Origin of the sequence: Rhizobium sp. BR 315 (assembly GCF_050577975.1) — a bacterium.
Classification (GTDB): Bacteria; Pseudomonadota; Alphaproteobacteria; order Rhizobiales; family Rhizobiaceae; genus Rhizobium; species Rhizobium miluonense.
In genome coordinates, this window is record NZ_JARWKZ010000002.1 from 232,269 (window position 1) to 251,793 (window position 19,525).

Here is a 19,525-nt window from a genome sequence, read left to right on the forward strand (position 1 = left end):
CATGATGTCAGCTCACCAGCAGCATGCGGTCGGTCTTGACGGCGAAGTGACCGATGAGTTCGGGTACGGTGATGCGCCGCTTGCCTTCGCCGGTAATTTCGAGATGAACGCGCCCGGCATCGAGCATGATGATGCTGTCGCCGAAATCGACGGCGTGCTGCATATTATGCGTCACCATCAAGGTCGTCAGCTTCAGTGCCTCGACGGTGCGAACGGTTGCCTGCATGACGATCTCTGCCGTGCGTGGATCGAGTGCTGCGGTATGTTCGTCGAGCAGCAGCACGTCGGGCGAACCGCCGACCGCCATGATGAGGGACAGCGACTGGCGCTGACCGCCCGAAAGAAGCTCTACCTTGGTATCGATGCGATTTTCCAGGCCGAGGCCGAGAACGGCGAGGCGCTCTTTATAGGCTGCAAGACGGGCGGCGTTCACGCCGGAGCGAAATCTCCTGCTCTTGCCGCGCAGCTCCGCGAGGAGCATGTTCTCGCCAACCGTCATGCTGGCGGCGGTTCCCTTCATCGGATCCTGAAACACGCGGGCAAGGCGCGCGGCGCGCTTGTACACCGGGATGTTCGTAACGTCATTGCCATTAATGAGGATCTGACCGGAATCGAGGCTGAGCGCGCCGGAAATCGCGTTGAGCATGCTGCTCTTGCCTGCGCCGTTCGAGCCGATGACGACGCCGAATTCCCCGGGCTTGAGGGAGAGTGTCAGGCCGTTGAGCGCGACCTTTTCGTCGGGTTGGCCTTTGTAGAAAACCTTGCGCGCGGATTTGATATCCAGCATCCGTGCCTCCCCTGCAGTGTAGGGTTATAAAATGGCGGCGTCCTTGACGCCGCCATGGATCGGGTTGATCCCTCGAAAATGCCGCTTATTACTTCGTGAAGCAATTGCAATCGGCAAGCGAAGCAGGAACTTCGGCGCCGAATGCCTTCAGGACGGCCTTGTTGATCAGCGGCGCATGGTCGGCATAGGCCGGGCGCGCGGGCTTGATCGTCTTGGGATCGGCGCCCTTCAGGATCTGCGCAGCGATCTTACCGGCATTTTCGCCGACCTGTATATAGTTGACGGCGAAGCTTGCCGGCACGACGCCACTGCGAACCGCTGCGTCATCGGAATTGACGATCGGGATCTGCGCCTGACGGGCGGCGGCGGCAACGGCGGGGATTGCCGGCTGCAGCAAGTTGGAGGCGGGCGTGTAGATCACGTCAGCCTTGCCGGCGAGCGAGGCGATGCGCTGCTGGATGTCGTTGACGTTGTCGACGCCGACGGGCACGACTTCGAAGCCGGCGGCGGGAGCCGCTGCCTTGACCTTATCGATCAGGGCGACGTCGTTAGCTTCGCCCGGATTGTAGGGTACACCGATGCGCTTGGCATTCGGAAACAGCTTCTTGGTGAAGGTCAGAATTGCAGAGATGTCCTGCAGGTCGCTCGAGCCGGTGATGCCGACGTCACCCGCATCCCAGGACGGGACCAGCTTGGCGGCGACAGGATCGGTTACAGCGGTAAAGACGATCGGAATGCCGGAGCCGGCAAGCGCCTTCTTGGCGATCTGCGACACGGGCGTCGTGACCGTATACATCAGCTTCGGATGTTCTGCCTGCAGCTTGGCGATCATCTGCGGCACAAGCGAAGCATCGAAGCTCGTATTGCTTTCGGAATAGACGACGTCCTTGCCCTCGACGAAGCCGTTCGCGGCCAGCGCCTTCTTGAAGCCGGCGATCGAGGCGTTCAGCTGCGGATGCTCGCCGAAATTGGCGATTGCGATCTTGATGGGCTCGGCCGATGCAGTAGCGATGCTTGCCATGAAGGCGCCGGCAATCAAGACGCCGGACAGCCATTTGGATGTGGAATTGCGCATGTTTTCCTCCCGGGTGTGTCAAGGAGCCGCGTTCCCTCCGGCTCTCTTGGCGCGGATCATAGCGACTGCAGCAAGCCTGTCAATTTGCGATATATGATATGCACTGCGCCAATCTTTAATATATATTTCCCCGCCACGGCGGTTTTATATATAATCTTAGCCTGAAGATGACGGGGATGAGGATCATGCAGGACAAGGATACGTTGAGCAAGACGGAGGCAGCTTATTTGCTGTTGCGACGCGATATCCTTAATACGAGGCTGAGGCCCGGCGCATCTTTGCGGCTTGGCGCTCTGCGGGATAGCTATGGCCTTGGATGGACGCCGCTTCGCGAGGCGCTGTCACGGCTGGAGGCCGAGAAACTGGTGACGGCCGTGAGCAATCGCGGCTTTGCCGTTGCTCCTGTTTCGCGGGCGGAACTGGAAGACCTGATGCGGGCGCGCATGATCGTCGAAATGCCGTTGCTCCTGGAATCGATCGAAAAGGGCGGCCCGGATTGGGAATCGGCTGTCGTGATAGCTCATTATCGCCTGTCTCGCTGCAAGATCACACCCGATGACGCTTCGGATGAGGTGGCCGACGAATGGGACGAGAAGCATACGGCCTTCCATGCGGCACTCCTGAGTGCGGCGACCTCGCATTGGCTTTTCCGTTTCCAGTCCACCATTAGCGACCAGCTTCGCCGTCATCACCGTTTTCTCGGTCTGACACCGACGCAGCGCGCCGCCGCCGGCCTGAGCCTCGGCTATGAGAAGGCCGCTGCCGCCCTGCAGGACGCGATGGCGATCGAGCATCATACGGCGCTGATGGACGCAGCGCTCGACCGCGATCTCGATCGCGCCAAGGCGCTGATGACCGAACATATTGGCTATTCACTGCAGGTCTATATCCGCTCCGAGGACGAGGTGGACGTGAAGGAAGGGCCGAAGCGGCTTATTGATACGCGACCGTAGGAATGTCGGCGCCTCCGTTCATCGCGGGGTGATGAGCCAAGCGCTCAGGCCCGCGTCGTTTGACGCTTGAGCCAGGCATCCATGCCTTCGGCCGCAGCGCGTCCCGTGGCAAAGCAGGCTGTTAGGAGATAGCCGCCGGTCGGCGCTTCCCAGTCGATCATTTCTCCGGCGACAAATATGCCGGGGAGCTTTTTCAGCATGTAGCTGTCGTCGATTTCGCTCCAGCGGATGCCGCCGCACGACGAGATGGCTTCGGCAATGGGCCTCGGTCTAGACAGTGGAATCGGCAAGGCCTTGATCAGACGAGCGAGGCTTTCCGGATGCGAAAGGGTAGGGGGTTCGGCAAGTTCGCGGACGAGGCCGGCCTTCACGCCCTCGATCCCCGCACCCTTGCGCAGGCGGTTGGAAAGGCTGGCCTTCGGATCCTGTCGGGCCAGATCGCTGGCCAACCGCTCGCCCGTGCGTCCGGGCGCGAGATCAATGACGAGCGCTGCGCTGTTTCCGTTTGCCAGCCGGTCGCGCAAGGCAGCGGCATGCGCATAGACGAGGCTGCCTTCGATGCCGGCTTGCGATATGACGAATTCGCCGGGAAAGGTTCCAGCCTCCGAGGTTGCCGTCACCGCCTTGAGCGGCGCGCCGGCGAAACGGTCTTTGAACGGAGCGCTCCAGGCGACGTCGAAACCGCAATTGGCGGGTTGGAAGGTGGTGACATCGATCGCCTTGTCTCGAAGCCTGTCGACCCAAGCGGCATCCGAACCTAATCGGGGGTAGCTGGCGCCGCCAAGTGCGAGGAGGACAGCGCCATATTCGACGATGCTTTGCCCCTGCGGCGTTTCGAAAATCAGGCGGTCGTCGGCGAAGCCAGACCAGCGGTGCCGCATCATGATGTTCACGCCCCGCGCCTCCAGCCGGGCGAGCCAGGCGCGCAGCAGCGGCGATGCCTTCATGGCCTTCGGAAAGACGCGACCCGACGAACCGATGAAGGTCTCCGTTCCCAATCCGTCGGCCCAGGTTCTGATATCGTTCGGTTTGAAACCATCCAGAGCGGCGCGCAGTCGGCGTGACGCCGCGCCGAAGCGACTGGCGAACAGGTCGAATTCTTCCGAATGGGTAATGTTCAGTCCGGATTTGCCGGCGAGCAGGAATTTACGCGCGACCGTCGGCATACTGTCGTAGACGGTCACTCGGTGGCCTGACGCAGACAAGATTTCTGCCGCCATCAGCCCTGCAGGGCCGCCGCCGATGATTGCGATATGCTTCTCAGCCATGAGCTATCCGGTGTCAGTTCCTCTTCGCTCTCTTGAGCCGGACCGGCGGCGAAAGCAAGGTCGCCGCCTTCATTTGTCAGGGAAATCCATGCGGTGTCCGATCGCGCAGCCGGGCATATATCCACATTTCAATCGATATAACCGTCTGGTTACTACGAGCAGGACATCGCAAGGGACTGTCAACTTATGCGATGATCGGTTACTTATCGGCGAGAAGAAAGGCGTCGCAGCCTTGAGAGATGCCGCCAGGAGCCATAATGCCGGAAGCCAGAACCGTAAAGCGCCGCACGAAGAGCGAAGACCCTGCAAATGCGGATCAGGCATCCTCGCGAGCGTCATCGGAACGGCCACGTTTGAGAGATGCGGAACGCACCAGCAAGGCGATCCTTGCGGCCGCAACCAAGGAATTTGCCGAGCGCGGCTATGGCGGCGCACGCGTCGATGCCATTGCCGAGCGCGCCAAGATCAACAAGCGGATGCTCTACCACTATTTCGGCGGCAAGGACGCGCTGTACGTCGCCGTTCTCGAAGGCAGCTACATCGCCATCCGCTCGGCTGAGGCAAGGCTCGATCTTTCCCATCGCTCACCTGCAGACGGCATGCGGGAGCTGGTTGTTTTCACCTGGCAATATTTTCTGGATCACCCTGAATTCCTTGGTATTCTCAGCACGGAAAACATGCACAAGGCCCGCTTCCTGAAGCGGTCGGCGCGCATTTTCGAGCTGCATTCGCCGCTGGTTTCCGAGATCTCCGGCCTGCTCGATCGCGGGACTGCTGCAGGCGACTTCCGTGCCGACTGCGATCCCGTCAAAATTTATATGAGCATTGCAGCACTAGGCTCGTTCTTCCTGACGAACCGCTGGACGCTGTCGACGATCTTCCGGCGCAACCTTTCCGAGAAGGCGGAGATCGACGCCTGGGGCGAGCACATCGTCGACGTCATTTTTGCCTATCTACGCCCCTAGGCGCCCTCTCTACACAAGTTCGATAATCTCGGGTGATCTGCACTGCGGCTATTGACGTTGGCCGTTGACAGCACCGCTTTGCCATGTCAGTTATGTAACTATATAGTTATTTACGGGAGGAATGACTTATGGCAACGAAGCCGATCGGTATCATCATGCATGGCATCACCGGCCGCATGGGCTACAATCAGCATCTGGTGCGTTCGATCCTGGCGATCCGTGAGCAGGGTGGGGTCCTGTTGGCAAATGGCGACCGGCTGATGCCCGAGCCGGTGCTTGTCGGCCGCAATGCGGAAAAGATCGAGTCGATCGCCCGCAAGCATGGTCTTTCCAAGACGACGACCGATCTTGATGCCGCTCTTGCCGATCCGAATAACACGATCTTCTTCGATGCCGGCTCGACGCAGATGCGCGTCGAACTGCTCGAGCGGGCGATTGCCGCCGGCAAGCACGTTTATTGCGAAAAGCCGATCTCGGAAACGCTGGAGGAGGCGCTGTCGGTCGCCGCCTCCGCGGAACGCAGCGGCGTCAAGAACGGCGTGGTCCAGGACAAGCTATACCTGCCGGGCCTGCGCAAGATCGCCATGCTGCGCGACAGCGGCTTCTTCGGCAAGATTCTCTCCGTGCGCGGCGAGTTCGGCTACTGGGTGTTCGAAGGCGATTGGGGCGTCAAGGCACAGCGTCCTTCCTGGAACTACCGCAAAAAAGAGGGCGGCGGAATGATCCTCGATATGCTGCCGCATTGGCGCTATGTGCTCGACAATCTGTTCGGCGAGGTCAAATCGGTGAGCTGCCTCGGCGCCACCCATATTCCAAGCCGCGTCGACGAGAACGGCAAGACCTACGTCGCCGATGCCGACGATGCCGCCTATGCCACGTTTGAGCTGGAAGGCGGGGTCATCGCTCATATCAATTCCTCCTGGGCGGTACGGGTTCGTCGCGACGATCTCGTCACCTTCCAGGTCGACGGCACGCATGGTTCTGCCGTCTGCGGCCTGATGCGCTGCTGGACGCAGCATCGGGTCAATACGCCGAAGCCGGTCTGGAACCCTGACCAGCCGCAGCCGATCAACTTCTTCGACACTTGGGATGAGGTGCCGGACACGCAGGTCTTCGACAATGGTTTCAAGGCGCAATGGGAAGATTATCTGCGCCATATCGCCGAGGATACGCCGTGGAAATTCACGCTTCGCGAAGGCGCCAAGGGCGTGCAGCTGGCGGAGCTGGCGCAGCAGAGCTGGGCCGAGCGCCGCTGGGTTGATGTTCCCGCACTTTCTGCTCGCTGAGGAGCCGGCATCATGACGAGAAGCCTTCGCTTGCCAATGGCTGGCGGCACGGTTGCCGATTTCACGCCGATCAATGCGCCGTTGAGCGCTCCCCTTAAGCCGGCCGGCGGCCATCGGTTCAATCGTGTTGCCTATGCCGCCGCTCACGTCGTCGTCGATCCTTTCGCCGACAACGATCCCTGGCTCGACCGAAATATCGACTGGGAGCGGACCATCGCCTTCCGCGAATATCTCTGGGATCTCGGTCTCGGCGTGGCGGAGGCGATGGATACGGCGCAGCGTGGCATGGGTCTCGATTGGGCCGGTGCAAAAGAACTGATCGCGCATGCGCAATCCGCGGCTCGCGGACGGCCGGATGCCATGATCGCCTATGGCGCCGGCACAGATCACCTGCCGCCAGGCCCGGATGTCACGATCGACGATGTCATTCGTGCCTATGAGGAGCAGGTTGCCTATGTCGAAGGGCAGGGTGGCCGCATCATCCTGATGGCAAGCCGCGCGCTTGCCGCGGCTGCCAAAGGCCCTGACGACTATGTCCGCGTCTACGACCGCATTCTCGGACAGGTCAAGGAGCCGGTGATGATCCACTGGCTCGGCTCGATGTTCGATCCGGCCCTCGCGGGCTATTGGGGATCGACTGACGATATGCAGGCGATGGAAACGGCCGTCGCGATCATCAACCGGAACGCCGCCAAGGTCGATGGCGTCAAGATCTCCTTGCTTTCGGCCGAGAAGGAAATCGTCATGCGCCGGCGGCTCCATCCGTCGGTGAAAATGTATACGGGCGATGATTTCAACTATGCCGAACTGATCGCCGGCGACGAGCAGGGCTATTCGCACGCGCTGCTCGGCATCTTCGATGCCATCGGTCCGGCTGCGAGTGCCGCCCTGGCGAAGCTCGCCGACAACGATCTCGATGCCTTTCATCAGATCCTGGCGCCGACCGTTCCGCTGTCGCGTCATATCTTCAAGGCGCCGACACGCTTCTACAAGACCGGCGTCGTCTTCCTCGCCTATCTCAATGGTTTTCAGGATCACTTCCAGATGCTTGGCGGCCAGCAGAGTACGCGCTCCATCCTGCATCTCTCGGAGCTTTTCCGATTGGCGGATGCCGCCCGCGTACTGCGCGATCCGGATCTGGCGGTGCGTCGGATGAAGACGATCCTGGCCACCGTCGGCATCGAATAGCGGAAAAGCGATTGGGGAGGAGCAGCGCAATGGCCCTAAAAGGTCTATCCATCAATTTAGCGACGGTGCGCCAGCAATATGACATGCGCCAGGCGGTCGAAGCCTGCCTGAAGCAGGATATCGTCGCGATCGCCCCCTGGCGCGATCAGGTTCACAAGATCGGCCTTGGCGAAGCTGCTAGGATCGTTGCCGATAACAAGCTCAAGGTGACCGGCCTTTGCCGCGGCGGCATGTTTCCGGCTGTTGATGCCGAGGGCCGGGTAGCCGCGATCGACGACAACAAGCGGGCGATCGATGAGGCGGCGGCACTGAATGCCGATTGCCTTGTTCTCGTCGTCGGCGGATTGTCTGGAGGATCGAAGGATATCGCTCATGCCCGCGAGATGGTGGCCGATGGTATCGCGGCGATCCTGCCGCATGCCCGCAGCGCCGGTATTCCGCTGGCGATCGAGCCGCTGCATCCGATGTATGCTGCCGACCGGGCTTGCGTGAACACGCTGGAGCAGGCGCTCGACATTTGCGATCTTCTCGGCGACGGCATCGGCGTTGCCATCGACGTCTACCATGTCTGGTGGGATCCGAAGCTTCATGAGCAGATCGCGCGTGCCGGTGCTGGCGGGCGAATCCTGGCGCATCATATCTGCGATTGGCTGGTCCCAACCACGGACCTGCTGCTTGATCGTGGCATGATGGGCGACGGCGTTATCGACCTCAAGCGCATCCGCGCCGAGATCGAGAAAGCGGGCTTTTTCGGTCTGCAGGAAGTCGAGATCTTTTCCCAAAACAACTGGTGGAAGCGACCGGGTGAAGAAGTTCTGTTTACCTGCGTCGAGCGTTTCCGCACCGTTTGCTGAATCGTAGCGGTTCACGCATGGACCACCAATAATAAAGCCGGGCCAACGAGTGGCCCGGCTGCATTGCAAAGCATTGAAGTAACGGCTTATTCGGCCGAAACGATCTTGCCGTTTTCCCACTTGTAGAGCGAGAAGCTCTGCGAGGTGAGGTCGCCGGTTTCGCCATAGGTAACCTTGCCGATGGCGGTATCGACAGGTTCGCCCTTCTTCAGCGCGGTGGCGACGGCTTCGGCGTTGTCAGCCTTGCCGGCCTTCTCGATACCAGCCTTCAGCACCTGTACGGCGGCAAAGGCGTTGAGGGTGAAGGCTTCCGCCGGAATGTTGCGTGCCTTGAGGGCCGCAACGGCCGTCTGCGAATCCGGGTTCTTCAGAGCATCAGAGGCGTTGGTGAAGAGGGTGCCGGCAGCCGAGTTGTTGGCGATCGCCCAGTATTCGGTGTTGGACAGGCCGTCGCCGCCGATGATCTGCGCCTGGACGGAGATGTCATGCAGCTGGCGGGCCAGAAGGCCGGCTTCCGGATGGTAGCCGCCGAAGTAGATCAGGTTGACGCCTGCCTGCTTCAGCTTTGCCGTCAGGGCGCTGTAGTCCTTTTCGCCCGGGGTCAGGGAGTCGGCGAGCACTTCGGTTACGCCGCCCTTGTTGAGGGTCGCCTTGAAGGCTTTTGCCAGGCCCTTGCCGTAGGCGCCCTTGTCGTCAAGGATAGCGATCTTCTTGTCCTTGAAGTTCTTCACCACGTAGTTGGCAGCGACAGTGGCCTGCTGGTCGTCGCGGCCGCAGGTGCGCAGGATATTGGTCAGTCCGCGATTGGTCAGGTCCGGAGCGGTTGCGGTCGGCGTAACCATCAGGATGCCGTTTTCGGCAAGCGCATCGGAAACCGGGATGGCAACGCCCGACGTGACTGGGCCGACGACGAAGTGGATGCTGTCGCCGACGAAGCCGTTGGCAACGGACACACCCTGCTTCGGGTCGCCGGCGTCGTCGCCGAGCTTCAGAACGAGCTTCTGGCCGAGAACGCCACCGCTCTTGTTGATTTCGTCGACTGCGGTCTGCGCTCCGTTTTTGACCTGTTCGCCGTAGGCGGCGACCGGGCCGGTCAGCGGCGCGATGAGGCCGATCGTGATGTCCGCATGCGCGAGAGGTGCGAAGGCCAGCGAAGCGACGAAGGTCGCGGCCGTCAATGTCTTCAGACTCATGTTATCTCTCCTTGGATGGGCGCGGCATCGCCCTTTGAACCCCCCACCTGTCTCGAAGCGCAACTGCCGTAAGCGCCTCCCTAAGGAGACAGGACTGGCATCGAAGCCGATGATCGCTTTCGGACATTTTTGACCTTGAAAGCGTTCATGAGAGTATTTTCTCTAGGAATGTTGCGACGATTCCGCAAGAAAATAACCGTCGCGAAGACAATTTCGGCGATTTTTCGGAAATTTTCATCGAGTGATGGTTGCTGCAATCTTACAGGCATGGGTTGCGATCACTGCCGCCACACCTATCTGATCGGCTGCCCGCCACAGCTCAGCGCCTCGCGCCATGCTTCTCGATAGTTGGTGAGCCCGGGCAACTCGGCGCGAACAGGTGCGCTTGCCATGGTGGTGTGGGGGCGAATGCCGGTCAGCAGGGCGGCGCCCTGGCTCGTTCCCGTCGAGCCGGGCAGAGCGATGACCTCGGCGCCGGTCAACGCGGCCAGGGCAATCAGATAGGCGCCATTGGTGGCAAAAGGGCCCTCGACGAAGACCGGTCCCTTGGCGCCGATCAGGCCGAGGCAGGCTTCGGTCATCAGAGCGAGATAGAGGCTGACGGCCGCCAGGCGTTCGGCTGTGTCCATCGAGGCCTCACCGATCCAGCGCATCTTGCTGCCTGGAAATGGCCCGGACCCCGCGACGACATTCGGCAGCAGCATGAAATTCTTTTCGATCACCCTTTCGAGCGCACCTGCAATGGCGTCTGACGGCGCCGTGCCGATCTTCGCCGCCAGGATCTCGAATTCGCGACCGCCCATGAAACGGGAGGAAGGCACAGCGCGGCCATAGGCATCGACATTGGCAAGGACATCGCGCTCGGGATCGAGATGGTCGAGATCGCCGCCGACGGCAAAGCTGATCACCCATGTTCCCGTCGACACGACGGCGAAAGGCGCGTCGTTGTCGACAAGATGCGGCAGCAGCGATGCGTTGGAATCATGGATGCCGCAATAGACAGGCACCGGTGCGACAAGGCCGATCTCGGCGGCAAGCGCGGGCAGCACCGGTCCGAGAGCGTCGAATGCCGAGCGTACCGGCGCCATCAGTTCGCGAATGCCGAGCGTGTCGACGAGGGAGGAATAGGCTCCAGCCGTCGGATTCCAGAGATCGGTGTGGCAGCCGAGCGAGGTGACTTCATTTGTGGCAATGCCAGTCAGGCAAAACGCCCAATATTGCGGATAGGTCAGGATTGTCGCGACGCGAGCGAAATCCTCCGGGAAGGTGTTCTTCTGATAGTGGAGCTGCGCGCCGACATTCAGGCCACCCGAGAGCTCTGGCGAGAAGGTTTCGGCAAAAGCCGGGCGCAATTGCGCATAGGCCTCCTGAACGGCTTGCGGATAGCTGTGTTCGTAATCGAGCACGGGCAAGGCAAGACCGCCTTGGGCATCGAGCAATACAGCCGAGGCGCCATGCGTGGTGATCGATATGGCATCGAAGCCGGGCGCCGCTGCAAAGCTCTTCAATGCCTCGATGATGAACCCCCAAAGCCTTTCGATATCGTAGTGCGGATAGGGGGCGGTCTTCAGCACGCTATTGTTCGTTTTGACGACAGCGATTTCCGCGCCGGTCCGGGCATCGAGGACGACGACCTTGGCATTGGTCTTGCCGATGTCGATCACGGCGATATTGCGGTAGGCCTTAAAGTCGCTCATGGCAGATGAAAAACCGTGACCAGATCGCTCTGAACGGGCGAGTTATCGGGATTGGTCGCCATGATATCGGCCATATGCGCCCACCATTTCTTCATGACGGGATGCTCGGGCAAGCTCGCCATGGTGTGATCCTTCGGCCGAGTCAGCACGCCGAAAAGCGTGTTCGTCTCGCGATCGAGATGGATGGAATAATCGCTGGCTCCCGCCTGATGCAGCAAGTCCACAAGTTCCGGCCAGATTTCGTCATGGCGCTTCCTGTATTCCGCTTCCATGCCTGGATTGAGCTTCATCTTGAAGGCGTGGCGTTCGAGGGCTGCGATCATTTGGAGCTCATGGTCCTGATGCGCCTTGCGACGATCGGCAGGGCGATGGTGATGATGAGGAGGAGGCCGATGAAGATCGACATGACGATGCCCGGAACGTTGAGCAGGCCGAGGCCGAAGGTGACGAGGCCCATCACGAAGGCGGCGATGACGACTCCGCCGATCGTCCCCGAACCGCCCAGGATCGATACGCCGCCGAGCACGACCATCGTGACCACTTCCAGTTCCCAGCCGAGTGCGATCGAGGGGCGCGTGGAGCCGAGGCGCGAGGTGAGGCACACGGCGGCAATTCCGCTCATGATGCCGGTCAGGAGGAACAGGATGAATTTGACCCGCTCGACCGGAATGCCGGAGAAGCGTGCGGCGAAATCATTATTGCCGATCGTATAGACTTGGCGACCGAAATTGGTGGCATGCAGCAGGATAGCAAAAGCGATCGCCAGCACGATGAAGAGCACGAATTCGAAGGAGAAGACCCAGACGACATAGCCCTGGCCGAAATAGGCGAAACTATCCGGATAGTTGCCATAGGCCTGATCGCCAAGCACGATATAGGAGATGCCGCGAAACAGGCTCATCGTGCCGATGGTGACGACGATCGACGGCAGTTTCAGTGCGGAAACGAGGAAGCCGTTGAAGGTGCCGCAAACCAGGCCGACGCCCAGGCCGATGGCGACGAGGCCCGGCGTGCCGACGCCCACTTGCGCGGCAGCGCCCATAGCCGTCGAGGCGAGCGCGATGATCGCTGCGACCGAAAGGTCGATTTCGCCCGCAATGACGAGCAGCGCCATGGCAAAGGCGATCATCGCCTTTTCGGTGAAATTGAAGGTCGCGTCCGAGAGATTGTAGGGATCGAGGAAATAGGGCGAGGCCAGCGAATTGAAGATGAAAATGGCGACCGCGACGCCAAGGAGCAGCGTTTCCCAGCTTGCCAGGATGCGTTTGAACGGCGTCCCGAGGCGATCCGGAATGACGCGTTTTTCCGCCGTTGCCGCTTGCGAACCGTTGCTCATGCGCTTGCCCCCTGGCTGGCGGTGTCCTTTGCGGCCTGATCTCTAAGGATGATGCGGCCGCGGTTGCGTTCGCGCCTAGCGTTGAAGACGACGGCAAGGATGATGACGGTGCCGGAGATCGCCATCTGCGTGAACGGCGAGATGCCGATGACCGGAAGGGCGTTCTTGATGACGCCGAGGAACAAGGCGCCCAATACCGCACCGGCCACTGAACCGACGCCGCCCGCAATCGAAATGCCGCCGATGACGCAGGCTGCCACGCTATCGAGCTCGAAGCCGTTGGCGATATCGACATAGGCGACGGCGTAGCGCGATACCCAGAGGTAGCCGCTAAGGCCGGCGAGCGCGCCGGATAGGACGAAGGCGAGGAAGCGCGTCCAGCCGACGTCGATGCCGGCATAGACGGCCGCAACCGGATTGCCGCCGCTGGCATAGGCCGAGCGGCCGAACTGCGTATAGCGCAGCACCAGATACATCATGAGCACGATCGCGATGCCGATCCAGGCAAGCACCGGCAGGCCGAGAAGCGGCGTGCGCGGCACGTTCAAGAAGATCGGCGTGAACTGGTGCGCATTGACCCAGGCGCCACCCGACAGCACGAAGGCCATGCCGCGATAGATCGTCAAAGTGCCGAGCGTGACTACGATCGGCGGGATTTCCAGGGCCCAGACGAGATATCCGTTGATGGCGCCGAGAACTGCGCCCATCAGGATCGCCATGACGACGAGCGCGATCAGTGGAATGTCGGGATAGGCCGCGTTCAGCATCGCAACCGCCATGCCCGTCAGTGCCAGGTTTGCGGCGACGGACAGATCGATCGACTTCGTCAGGATGACCGTCATCTGGGCGAGGGCCAGAATGATGAGGATCGAGGTGTCGTTGAAGATATTGGCGAGATTGGCGGGCTCGGCGAAGCCGACCGCACGCGTTGCGAAACCGGCGATCATCACGACGATGATGATGGCGAGCAGTGTTTCGCGCTTTCTGAGGATGCGTGGCATCCCGTCCTCCCTAGAGCATCTTGCAGCCAGGCGTCCTCACCTGGCGTCGCACAAATGCGGCAAAAACAAACAAGGAGAGCGTTCTGGCTGATCGAAGAAAAGCCATGACGCTCTATGCGTTGCCCGTGGCGGCGCGTACCAACGTTTCCGGCGTCAGCCCCTCGCGCTCGAACAGGCCTGCAGACAAACCTTCCTTCATGACCAGCACGCGATCCGACATGCCGAGGATCTCGGGCAGTTCGGAGGAGATCATGATGATACTGAGGCCTTCGGCCGCCAGCTCGCTGATGAAACCGTGGACGGCTGCCTTGGAGCCGATGTCGATACCCTTGGTGGGTTCGTCGAGAATAATGATCTTCGGCTGTGTCGCGAGCCACTTGCCGATGACCACCTTCTGCTGGTTGCCGCCGGAAAGCGTGCCGACCGGCACGGAAAGGGCGGCAGCGCGCAGATCGAGCCTTTCGGCATATTTGCGCGCAAGTGCGAATTCGTTGGCGGCCTTCAGGAAGCCCTTTCGCGAGGTGCGTCCGAGCGACGGAAGCGATATATTCTGGTAGATGGGCATCGGAAGGGCGAGGCCATGGCGACCACGCTCCTCCGGCACGTAGACGATGCCGGCGCCGATGGCGTCCTGCGGCGAGCGCACATGGATTTCCTGTCCATCGAGCGTCAATCGCCCGGACAGCGGCTTGGTGATGCCGAAGAGCGATTGGCAAAGCTCGGAGCGCCCGGCGCCGATCAGGCCGTAAACGCCAAGGATCTCGCCGCGCCTAAGCTTGAAGGAGATGTCGCGGAATTCCGTGCGGTGACAGTATCTGTCCACTTCGAGAACGGTGTTGCCGATGGTCACGGGTACTTTCGGAAAAGCGTCCTTGACATCACGCCCGACCATCATGCGGACGATCTCGTCCTGTGGCGTCGTTTTCAGATCGCCGTGGCCGACGTCGCGGCCGTCGCGGAAAACGACGAAATTGTCGGCGATTTCATAAAGCTCGTCGAACTTGTGGCTGATGAACAGGATGGCCTTGCCCCTTGCCTTCAACCCTTCGACGATGCGGAAAAGATCGTCGATCTCCTTGCGGGACAGGGCGGCGGTGGGCTCGTCCATGATGACGATGCGGGCCTCGATCGACAAAGCGCGCGCGATCGCAACAAGGTGGCGCTGCGCAATGGAGAGGTCCTTTAATCTGGTCGCGGGATCGATCGCGCTTTCGAGCGATTCAAGAAGCTGCCTCGACCGGCTGTTCATCGTTTTCCAGTCGATGGTACGCCAGGACGTGCGCGGCGGATGGCCGAGGAAGATGTTTTCGGCAACGGTTAGCTCATCGAAGAGCACTGTCTCCTGATGGATGGCCGTGACGCCGGCATCGATGGCGGCCTGTGCACTGGCGAAAGCCGTCGGCGTGCCGTCGACGAGGATTTCGCCTTCGTTCGGACGGTAGATGCCGGTCAGGATTTTGACGAGGGTCGATTTGCCCGCGCCATTTTCACCGATAAGGGCGGTCACCTTGCCGGGGTAAAGCGAAATGCTGACGCCATCCAGCGCCTTGACGCCGGGAAAGATCTGAGAAATGCCGCGCATTTCCAGAATGGCCGTATTGCTCGCGGTTGGTGCGTCCGCTAGGGAACGTTGAAGGACTGTGGTCATCAGCAATGTACCGGATCAATGAAGCCAGGTCCGGCGGCTGATGCCGCCGGAGAGCTGCGGATGCTTGTCTTCGATCAGAAAACCTTGGAGAACTGATCGATGTTCGAAGCGTTGTAGACGAACGGGTCGGCCATGGCGGCTTCGCCGTTTTCGCCAACCTTGATCTTGCCCATGCGACCGGCATTGATCTCGCTGCCCGGCTTGCCGTCGGTCTCGCCCTTGACGAGGCGATAGGCGATCTGCGTTGCAGAGTAGCCAAGATCGATCGGGTTCCAGATCGCAAATTCCTTCGTCGCGCCGGACTTGATCGCGCCGGCCATCTCAGACGGCAGGCCGAGGCCGGTCACATAAACCTGGCCGATCTTGCCGGCATCCTTGACGGCCTGCGAAGCGGCAAGCACGCCGACCGTCGTCGGGGCGACGATGACCTTGACTTCCGGATGCGAGGTCAGGAGGCCCTGGGCTTCACGATAGCTCTTGTCAGAGAGATCGTCACCATAAACGGTCGTGACCAGGTTGAGGCCCGGGAAGTCCTTGAGCTGCTTCTTCATCTCGCCGATCCAGATGTTCTGGTTCGTCGACGTCGTTGTGGCCGACAGGATGGCGAAGTTGCCCTTGCCGCCGTCGAGATGATCCTTGGCGAGCGTCAGGCACATCTTGCCGATTAGCTCATTGGACGATGGGTTCAGCTGCAGGATACGGCCGGCCTTTGCGACGCCGGAATCCCAGGAGATGACCTTGATGCCGCGCTGCGTCGCCTTCTTGAGGGCCGGGACGACTGCATCGGGATCGTTTGCCGAAATCGCGATGGCATCGACGCCCTGTGCGATCAGCGAGTTGATCACTTCGATCTGGCCTTCGGCCGTGGTCGAGGTCGGGCCGGTGTAGATCACCTGCACGCCGCCGAGATCCTTGGCAGCTTCCTGCGCGCCCTTGTTGGCGGCTTCAAAGAAGCCGTTGCCCAGCGACTTCACCACGAGGCCGATCTTGATGTCTTTTGCGCTGGCCGTGCCAGCCATCAGTGTCGCGGCGAGCGCGACGCCGATCGCCAGTTTCTTTGCTATATTCATGTCTCTTCCTCCCAAGTTGATAGGCTATGCTTCCCCCGTCACAGCCGCGTCCCTTATGCGACCGACGGGGAATCTTCCTCCTCGGCCTCAGCCGAAACATTCGCGATAATCAGCGATACGCCTGCGCCCTCGATCATCCGCACCGTGTCTGCCGAAATGCCGTCATCGGTAATGATCGTAGTCACCTGTTCGAGTGGGCAAAGGATCAGGCTGGAGCGCTGACGGAACTTGCTGGAGTCGACCATGACGATGAGTTCATCGGCCTGGCGCATCAGCTTCTGCTCGCTCTGGATCAGCAGTCCGTCGGCCTCCATGATGCCGAGCGGGCCGACACCCTGTGCGCCAAGGAACATGCGCCGTGCGTAGAAATTGCGGGTCGTGTCATTGTCGAAGGGCGACAGGATCAGGCTCTGCTCGCGATAGATCGCGCCGCCCGGAACGGTCACCGTATTTTTCGAATGCTTGACCAGATGTTCGGCAATGGCGAAGGAGTTGGTCATCACCTGCAGCCGGAAGGCCGAGATGTAATGAACGAGCTGAAAGGTGGTCGTGCCGCCGTTGATGATGATGGCATCGCCCGGATTGCACAATTCAGCGGCCTTGCGCGCAATTGCGCGTTTCTTATCGATGTTGACAGATTCCGAAACGCGGAAGGGGCGACCGGCAAGGCTGCCGAGCTGCGCAGGGTGGATTGATTCGGCGCCGCCGCGGACGCGGCGGATCTTTCCCTGCACATGTAGGGCGGCGATATCACGGCGTATCGTCGCTTCCGAAGCCTCTGTCAGCTCGGAAATATCCTGAATCGTCACCACAGGTTTTTCCTGTACGGCGCTCAGAATAATGCGATGGCGTTCACGTTCGTGCATCGGCTCCTCCTTGAGGGCGGTTATTTCGCAAATATGGCAATGTGTCAATCAGAAACGATCATAAACTTTCATATTGCATCGCAGCATTATCGAATATGATCGTTTTCGATTGACAAGGTGACTGTGCGTGAGCGATACCCTGCTCACAAAGAGTGGTGCCATCATGATCCGGTCCGCTCGCAAGACTTGATTTCAAGGGAGGATGACATGGCGGCTGACGTTCAGCTTCTGAAGAACCGTTGGGATGAGGCATATGCGGCCGGCCTCGATGAGCCGGGCAAGCTGCTTTATCGATCGAATCTGCTCGGTGCAGACAAGCGTATCACCAACTATGGCGGCGGCAACACGTCGGCCAAGGTCATGGAAGCCGATCCGCTCTCCGGCGAAAAGGTTAGAGTACTCTGGGTCAAGGGTTCCGGCGGCGACGTCGGCACCATCAAGCTCGACGGTTTCGCGACGCTCTACCAGGACAAGCTCGACAGCCTGAAGAATATCTATCAGGGTGTCGCCGACGAGGATCGCATGGTCGGCTTCCTGCCGCATTGCACCTTCAATCTCAATGCGCGCGCCGCCTCCATCGATACGCCGCTTCATGGCTTCGTGCCGTTCATCCATGTCGATCACATGCATCCCGATGCCATCATCGCCATTGCCGCCGCGAAGAACTCGCGCGAGCTGACGCGCGAAATTTTCGGCGACGAAATCGGCTGGCTGCCCTGGCGCCGTCCCGGCTTCCAGCTCGGGCTCGATCTCGAAGCCTTCGTCAAGGCGCATCCGAATGCCAAGGGCGTCGTGCTGGAAAGCCATGGCCTCTTTACCTGGGCCGATGATGCCAAGGCCTGCTACGAGTTGACGCTTGCAATCATCAACAAGGCGATCGGTTGGTTTGCCGCCAAGACCGAGGGCAAGACCATTTTCGGTGGCGCGGTCGCTGATAGCCTGCCGCAAGCGGAGCGCCGTGCAATCGCCTCCCGGCTGATGCCCGAGATCCGCGGCCGCATCGGCAAGGCCGAGCGCAAGCTCGGCGATTTCGACGATCAGGATGCCGTGCTCGAATTCGTCAACTCCAAGAGCCTTCGTCCTCTCGGGGCGCTCGGCACCAGCTGTCCGGATCATTTCCTGCGCACCAAAATCCGCCCGTTGATCGTCAATTTCGATCCCGCAAAGCCCGATGTCGATGCGGTCATTGCCGGTCTCGACAAGGCACTGGAAGATTACCGCGCCGACTACGCGCGCTACTACAGTGATTGCAAGCATGACAATTCGCCTGCGATGCGCGATCCGAATCCGGTGATCTTCCTCGTTCCTGGCGTCGGCATGCTTTCCTTTGCCCGCGACAAGGCGACCGCCCGCATTGCCGGCGAATTCTATGTCAACGCCATCAACGTCATGCGCGGCGCATCCACGGTCTCCGAATATCAGGGCCTGCCGGAGCAGGAAGCCTTCGATATCGAATATTGGCTGCTGGAAGAGGCAAAGCTGCAGCGCATGCCGAAGCCGAAGAGCCTGGCGGGCCGCGTTGCCTTCGTGACCGGCGGTGCCGGTGGTATCGGCCGCGCTACGGCAGCGCGTCTGGTAGGCGAGGGTGCCTGCGTGGTTCTGGCGGATATCGACCAGGCGGCGCTTGAGAGCACGCAGGCGGATTTCGCCAAGATGTACGGTGCCGATGCGGTGCGCAGCGTCAAGCTCGATGTGACGAAGGAAGATGCCGTCATCTCCGCTTTTGCCGAGGCTTGCGTCGAGTTCGGCGGGGTCGATATTCTGGTATCGAATGCCGGGATCGCATCGTCTGCACCGATCGAGAGCACCGAGCTTTCGATGTGGAACCGCAATATCGACATTCTCGCGACCGGCTATTTCCTCGTCTCGCGGGAAGCGTTCCGGCTGTTCCGCCGTCAGAACCTCGGCGGTAACGTCGTTTTCGTCGCATCGAAGAACGGTCTCGCGTCGTCGCCGAATGCTGCCGCCTATTGCACGGCAAAGGCTGCCGAAATTCATCTGGCCCGATGCCTGGCGCTGGAGGGTGCGGAAGCCGGCATCCGCGTGAACACGGTCAATCCCGATGCCGTTCTTCGCGGCTCGAAGATCTGGAACGGTGAATGGCGTGAACAGCGCGCCGCCTCCTCGAAGATCGAAGTGGACGAGCTGGAAGAACATTACCGCAAGCGCTCGATGCTGAAGCTGAATGTCTTGCCTGAGGACATTGCCGAGGCGATCTATTTCCTGGCTTCGGACCTGTCCGCCAAGTCGACCGGCAACATCATCAACGTCGACGCCGGCAACGCACAGAGCTTCACGCGCTGACATCAAACGGCCCGCGCCAGCATTACGCTTGCCG

General features: G+C 60.5%; 17 protein-coding genes. 6 read left to right on the plus strand and 11 right to left on the minus strand.

Annotation, left to right across the window (positions count from 1 at the left end; genetic code table 11):
* Positions 1 to 7: 7 nt before the first annotated feature.
* On the minus strand, positions 8 to 787 hold the full coding sequence (locus tag QD409_RS03580; RefSeq protein WP_092845618.1) for an ABC transporter ATP-binding protein: 780 nt from the start codon (positions 785 to 787) through the stop codon (positions 8 to 10).
* A gap of 88 nt (positions 788 to 875) precedes the next feature.
* Complete coding sequence (locus QD409_RS03585; RefSeq protein WP_092845620.1) at positions 876 to 1,862, minus strand: ABC transporter substrate-binding protein; 987 nt, start codon at positions 1,860 to 1,862, stop codon at positions 876 to 878.
* Between the two features lie 185 nt (positions 1,863 to 2,047).
* Here QD409_RS03585 and QD409_RS03590 point away from each other — a divergent pair, with 185 nt between their 5' ends.
* Entirely contained in the window at positions 2,048 to 2,815 is a 768-nt protein-coding gene (locus QD409_RS03590) for a GntR family transcriptional regulator (RefSeq protein ID WP_092845676.1), read from the plus strand.
* A gap of 44 nt (positions 2,816 to 2,859) precedes the next feature.
* On the opposite strand, the gene QD409_RS03595 is transcribed toward QD409_RS03590, so the two are convergent.
* The gene (locus tag QD409_RS03595) at positions 2,860 to 4,083 is read right to left on the minus strand and encodes a TIGR03862 family flavoprotein (RefSeq protein ID WP_092845622.1); all 1,224 of its coding nucleotides are present in this window, start codon (positions 4,081 to 4,083) and stop codon (positions 2,860 to 2,862) included.
* 257 nt (positions 4,084 to 4,340) lie between these two features.
* Between QD409_RS03595 and QD409_RS03600 the strand changes: the two genes are divergently transcribed.
* The 4 genes from QD409_RS03600 to QD409_RS03615 all read left to right on the plus strand — a co-directional run bounded on the left by QD409_RS03600 (position 4,341) and on the right by QD409_RS03615 (position 8,376).
* The gene (locus tag QD409_RS03600) at positions 4,341 to 5,048 is read left to right on the plus strand and encodes a TetR/AcrR family transcriptional regulator (RefSeq protein ID WP_092845624.1); all 708 of its coding nucleotides are present in this window, start codon (positions 4,341 to 4,343) and stop codon (positions 5,046 to 5,048) included.
* 128 nt (positions 5,049 to 5,176) lie between these two features.
* Complete coding sequence (locus QD409_RS03605) at positions 5,177 to 6,334, plus strand: Gfo/Idh/MocA family protein (protein WP_092845626.1); 1,158 nt, start codon at positions 5,177 to 5,179, stop codon at positions 6,332 to 6,334.
* A 12-nt stretch (positions 6,335 to 6,346) separates the two neighbouring features.
* Positions 6,347 to 7,522: a dihydrodipicolinate synthase family protein gene (locus QD409_RS03610; RefSeq protein ID WP_092845628.1), complete on the plus strand. Its 1,176-nt coding sequence runs from the start codon at positions 6,347 to 6,349 to the stop codon at positions 7,520 to 7,522.
* A 29-nt stretch (positions 7,523 to 7,551) separates the two neighbouring features.
* Positions 7,552 to 8,376 carry a sugar phosphate isomerase/epimerase family protein gene (locus QD409_RS03615; protein WP_092845630.1) on the plus strand — a complete coding sequence of 275 codons (825 nt, stop codon included), beginning with the start codon at positions 7,552 to 7,554 and terminating at the stop codon, positions 8,374 to 8,376.
* Positions 8,377 to 8,462: 86 nt separating this feature from the next.
* On the opposite strand, the gene QD409_RS03620 is transcribed toward QD409_RS03615, so the two are convergent.
* The 8 genes from QD409_RS03620 to QD409_RS03655 form a co-directional block, all read right to left on the minus strand.
* Positions 8,463 to 9,569, minus strand: coding sequence for a branched-chain amino acid ABC transporter substrate-binding protein (locus QD409_RS03620; RefSeq protein WP_092845632.1), 1,107 nt, complete (start codon positions 9,567 to 9,569; stop codon positions 8,463 to 8,465).
* Positions 9,570 to 9,862: 293 nt separating this feature from the next.
* On the minus strand, positions 9,863 to 11,266 hold the full coding sequence (locus QD409_RS03625) for an FGGY-family carbohydrate kinase (protein WP_092845634.1): 1,404 nt from the start codon (positions 11,264 to 11,266) through the stop codon (positions 9,863 to 9,865).
* A complete protein-coding gene (rhaM, locus tag QD409_RS03630; protein ID WP_092845636.1) occupies positions 11,263 to 11,589 on the minus strand; it encodes an L-rhamnose mutarotase in 327 nt (108 codons plus the stop codon). The genes QD409_RS03625 and rhaM overlap by 4 nt, the downstream gene beginning before the upstream one ends.
* Entirely contained in the window at positions 11,586 to 12,602 is a 1,017-nt protein-coding gene (locus QD409_RS03635; RefSeq protein WP_430761899.1) for an ABC transporter permease, read from the minus strand. Before QD409_RS03635 ends, rhaM begins: the two co-directional genes overlap by 4 nt.
* Positions 12,599 to 13,603, minus strand: a complete 1,005-nt coding sequence (locus QD409_RS03640; protein ID WP_092845640.1) for an ABC transporter permease — start codon at positions 13,601 to 13,603, stop codon at positions 12,599 to 12,601. The genes QD409_RS03635 and QD409_RS03640 overlap by 4 nt, the downstream gene beginning before the upstream one ends.
* Before the next feature lie 112 nt (positions 13,604 to 13,715).
* On the minus strand, positions 13,716 to 15,251 hold the full coding sequence (locus QD409_RS03645; RefSeq protein ID WP_092845678.1) for a sugar ABC transporter ATP-binding protein: 1,536 nt from the start codon (positions 15,249 to 15,251) through the stop codon (positions 13,716 to 13,718).
* Between the two features lie 74 nt (positions 15,252 to 15,325).
* Entirely contained in the window at positions 15,326 to 16,321 is a 996-nt protein-coding gene (gene rhaS / locus QD409_RS03650; protein ID WP_092845642.1) for a rhamnose ABC transporter substrate-binding protein, read from the minus strand.
* Between the two features lie 53 nt (positions 16,322 to 16,374).
* Positions 16,375 to 17,187, minus strand: a complete 813-nt coding sequence (locus tag QD409_RS03655) for a DeoR/GlpR family DNA-binding transcription regulator (protein ID WP_068393884.1) — start codon at positions 17,185 to 17,187, stop codon at positions 16,375 to 16,377.
* Between the two features lie 207 nt (positions 17,188 to 17,394).
* Between QD409_RS03655 and QD409_RS03660 the strand changes: the two genes are divergently transcribed.
* Entirely contained in the window at positions 17,395 to 19,491 is a 2,097-nt protein-coding gene (locus QD409_RS03660) for a bifunctional rhamnulose-1-phosphate aldolase/short-chain dehydrogenase (RefSeq protein ID WP_092845644.1), read from the plus strand.
* Positions 19,492 to 19,525: the final 34 nt, after the last annotated feature.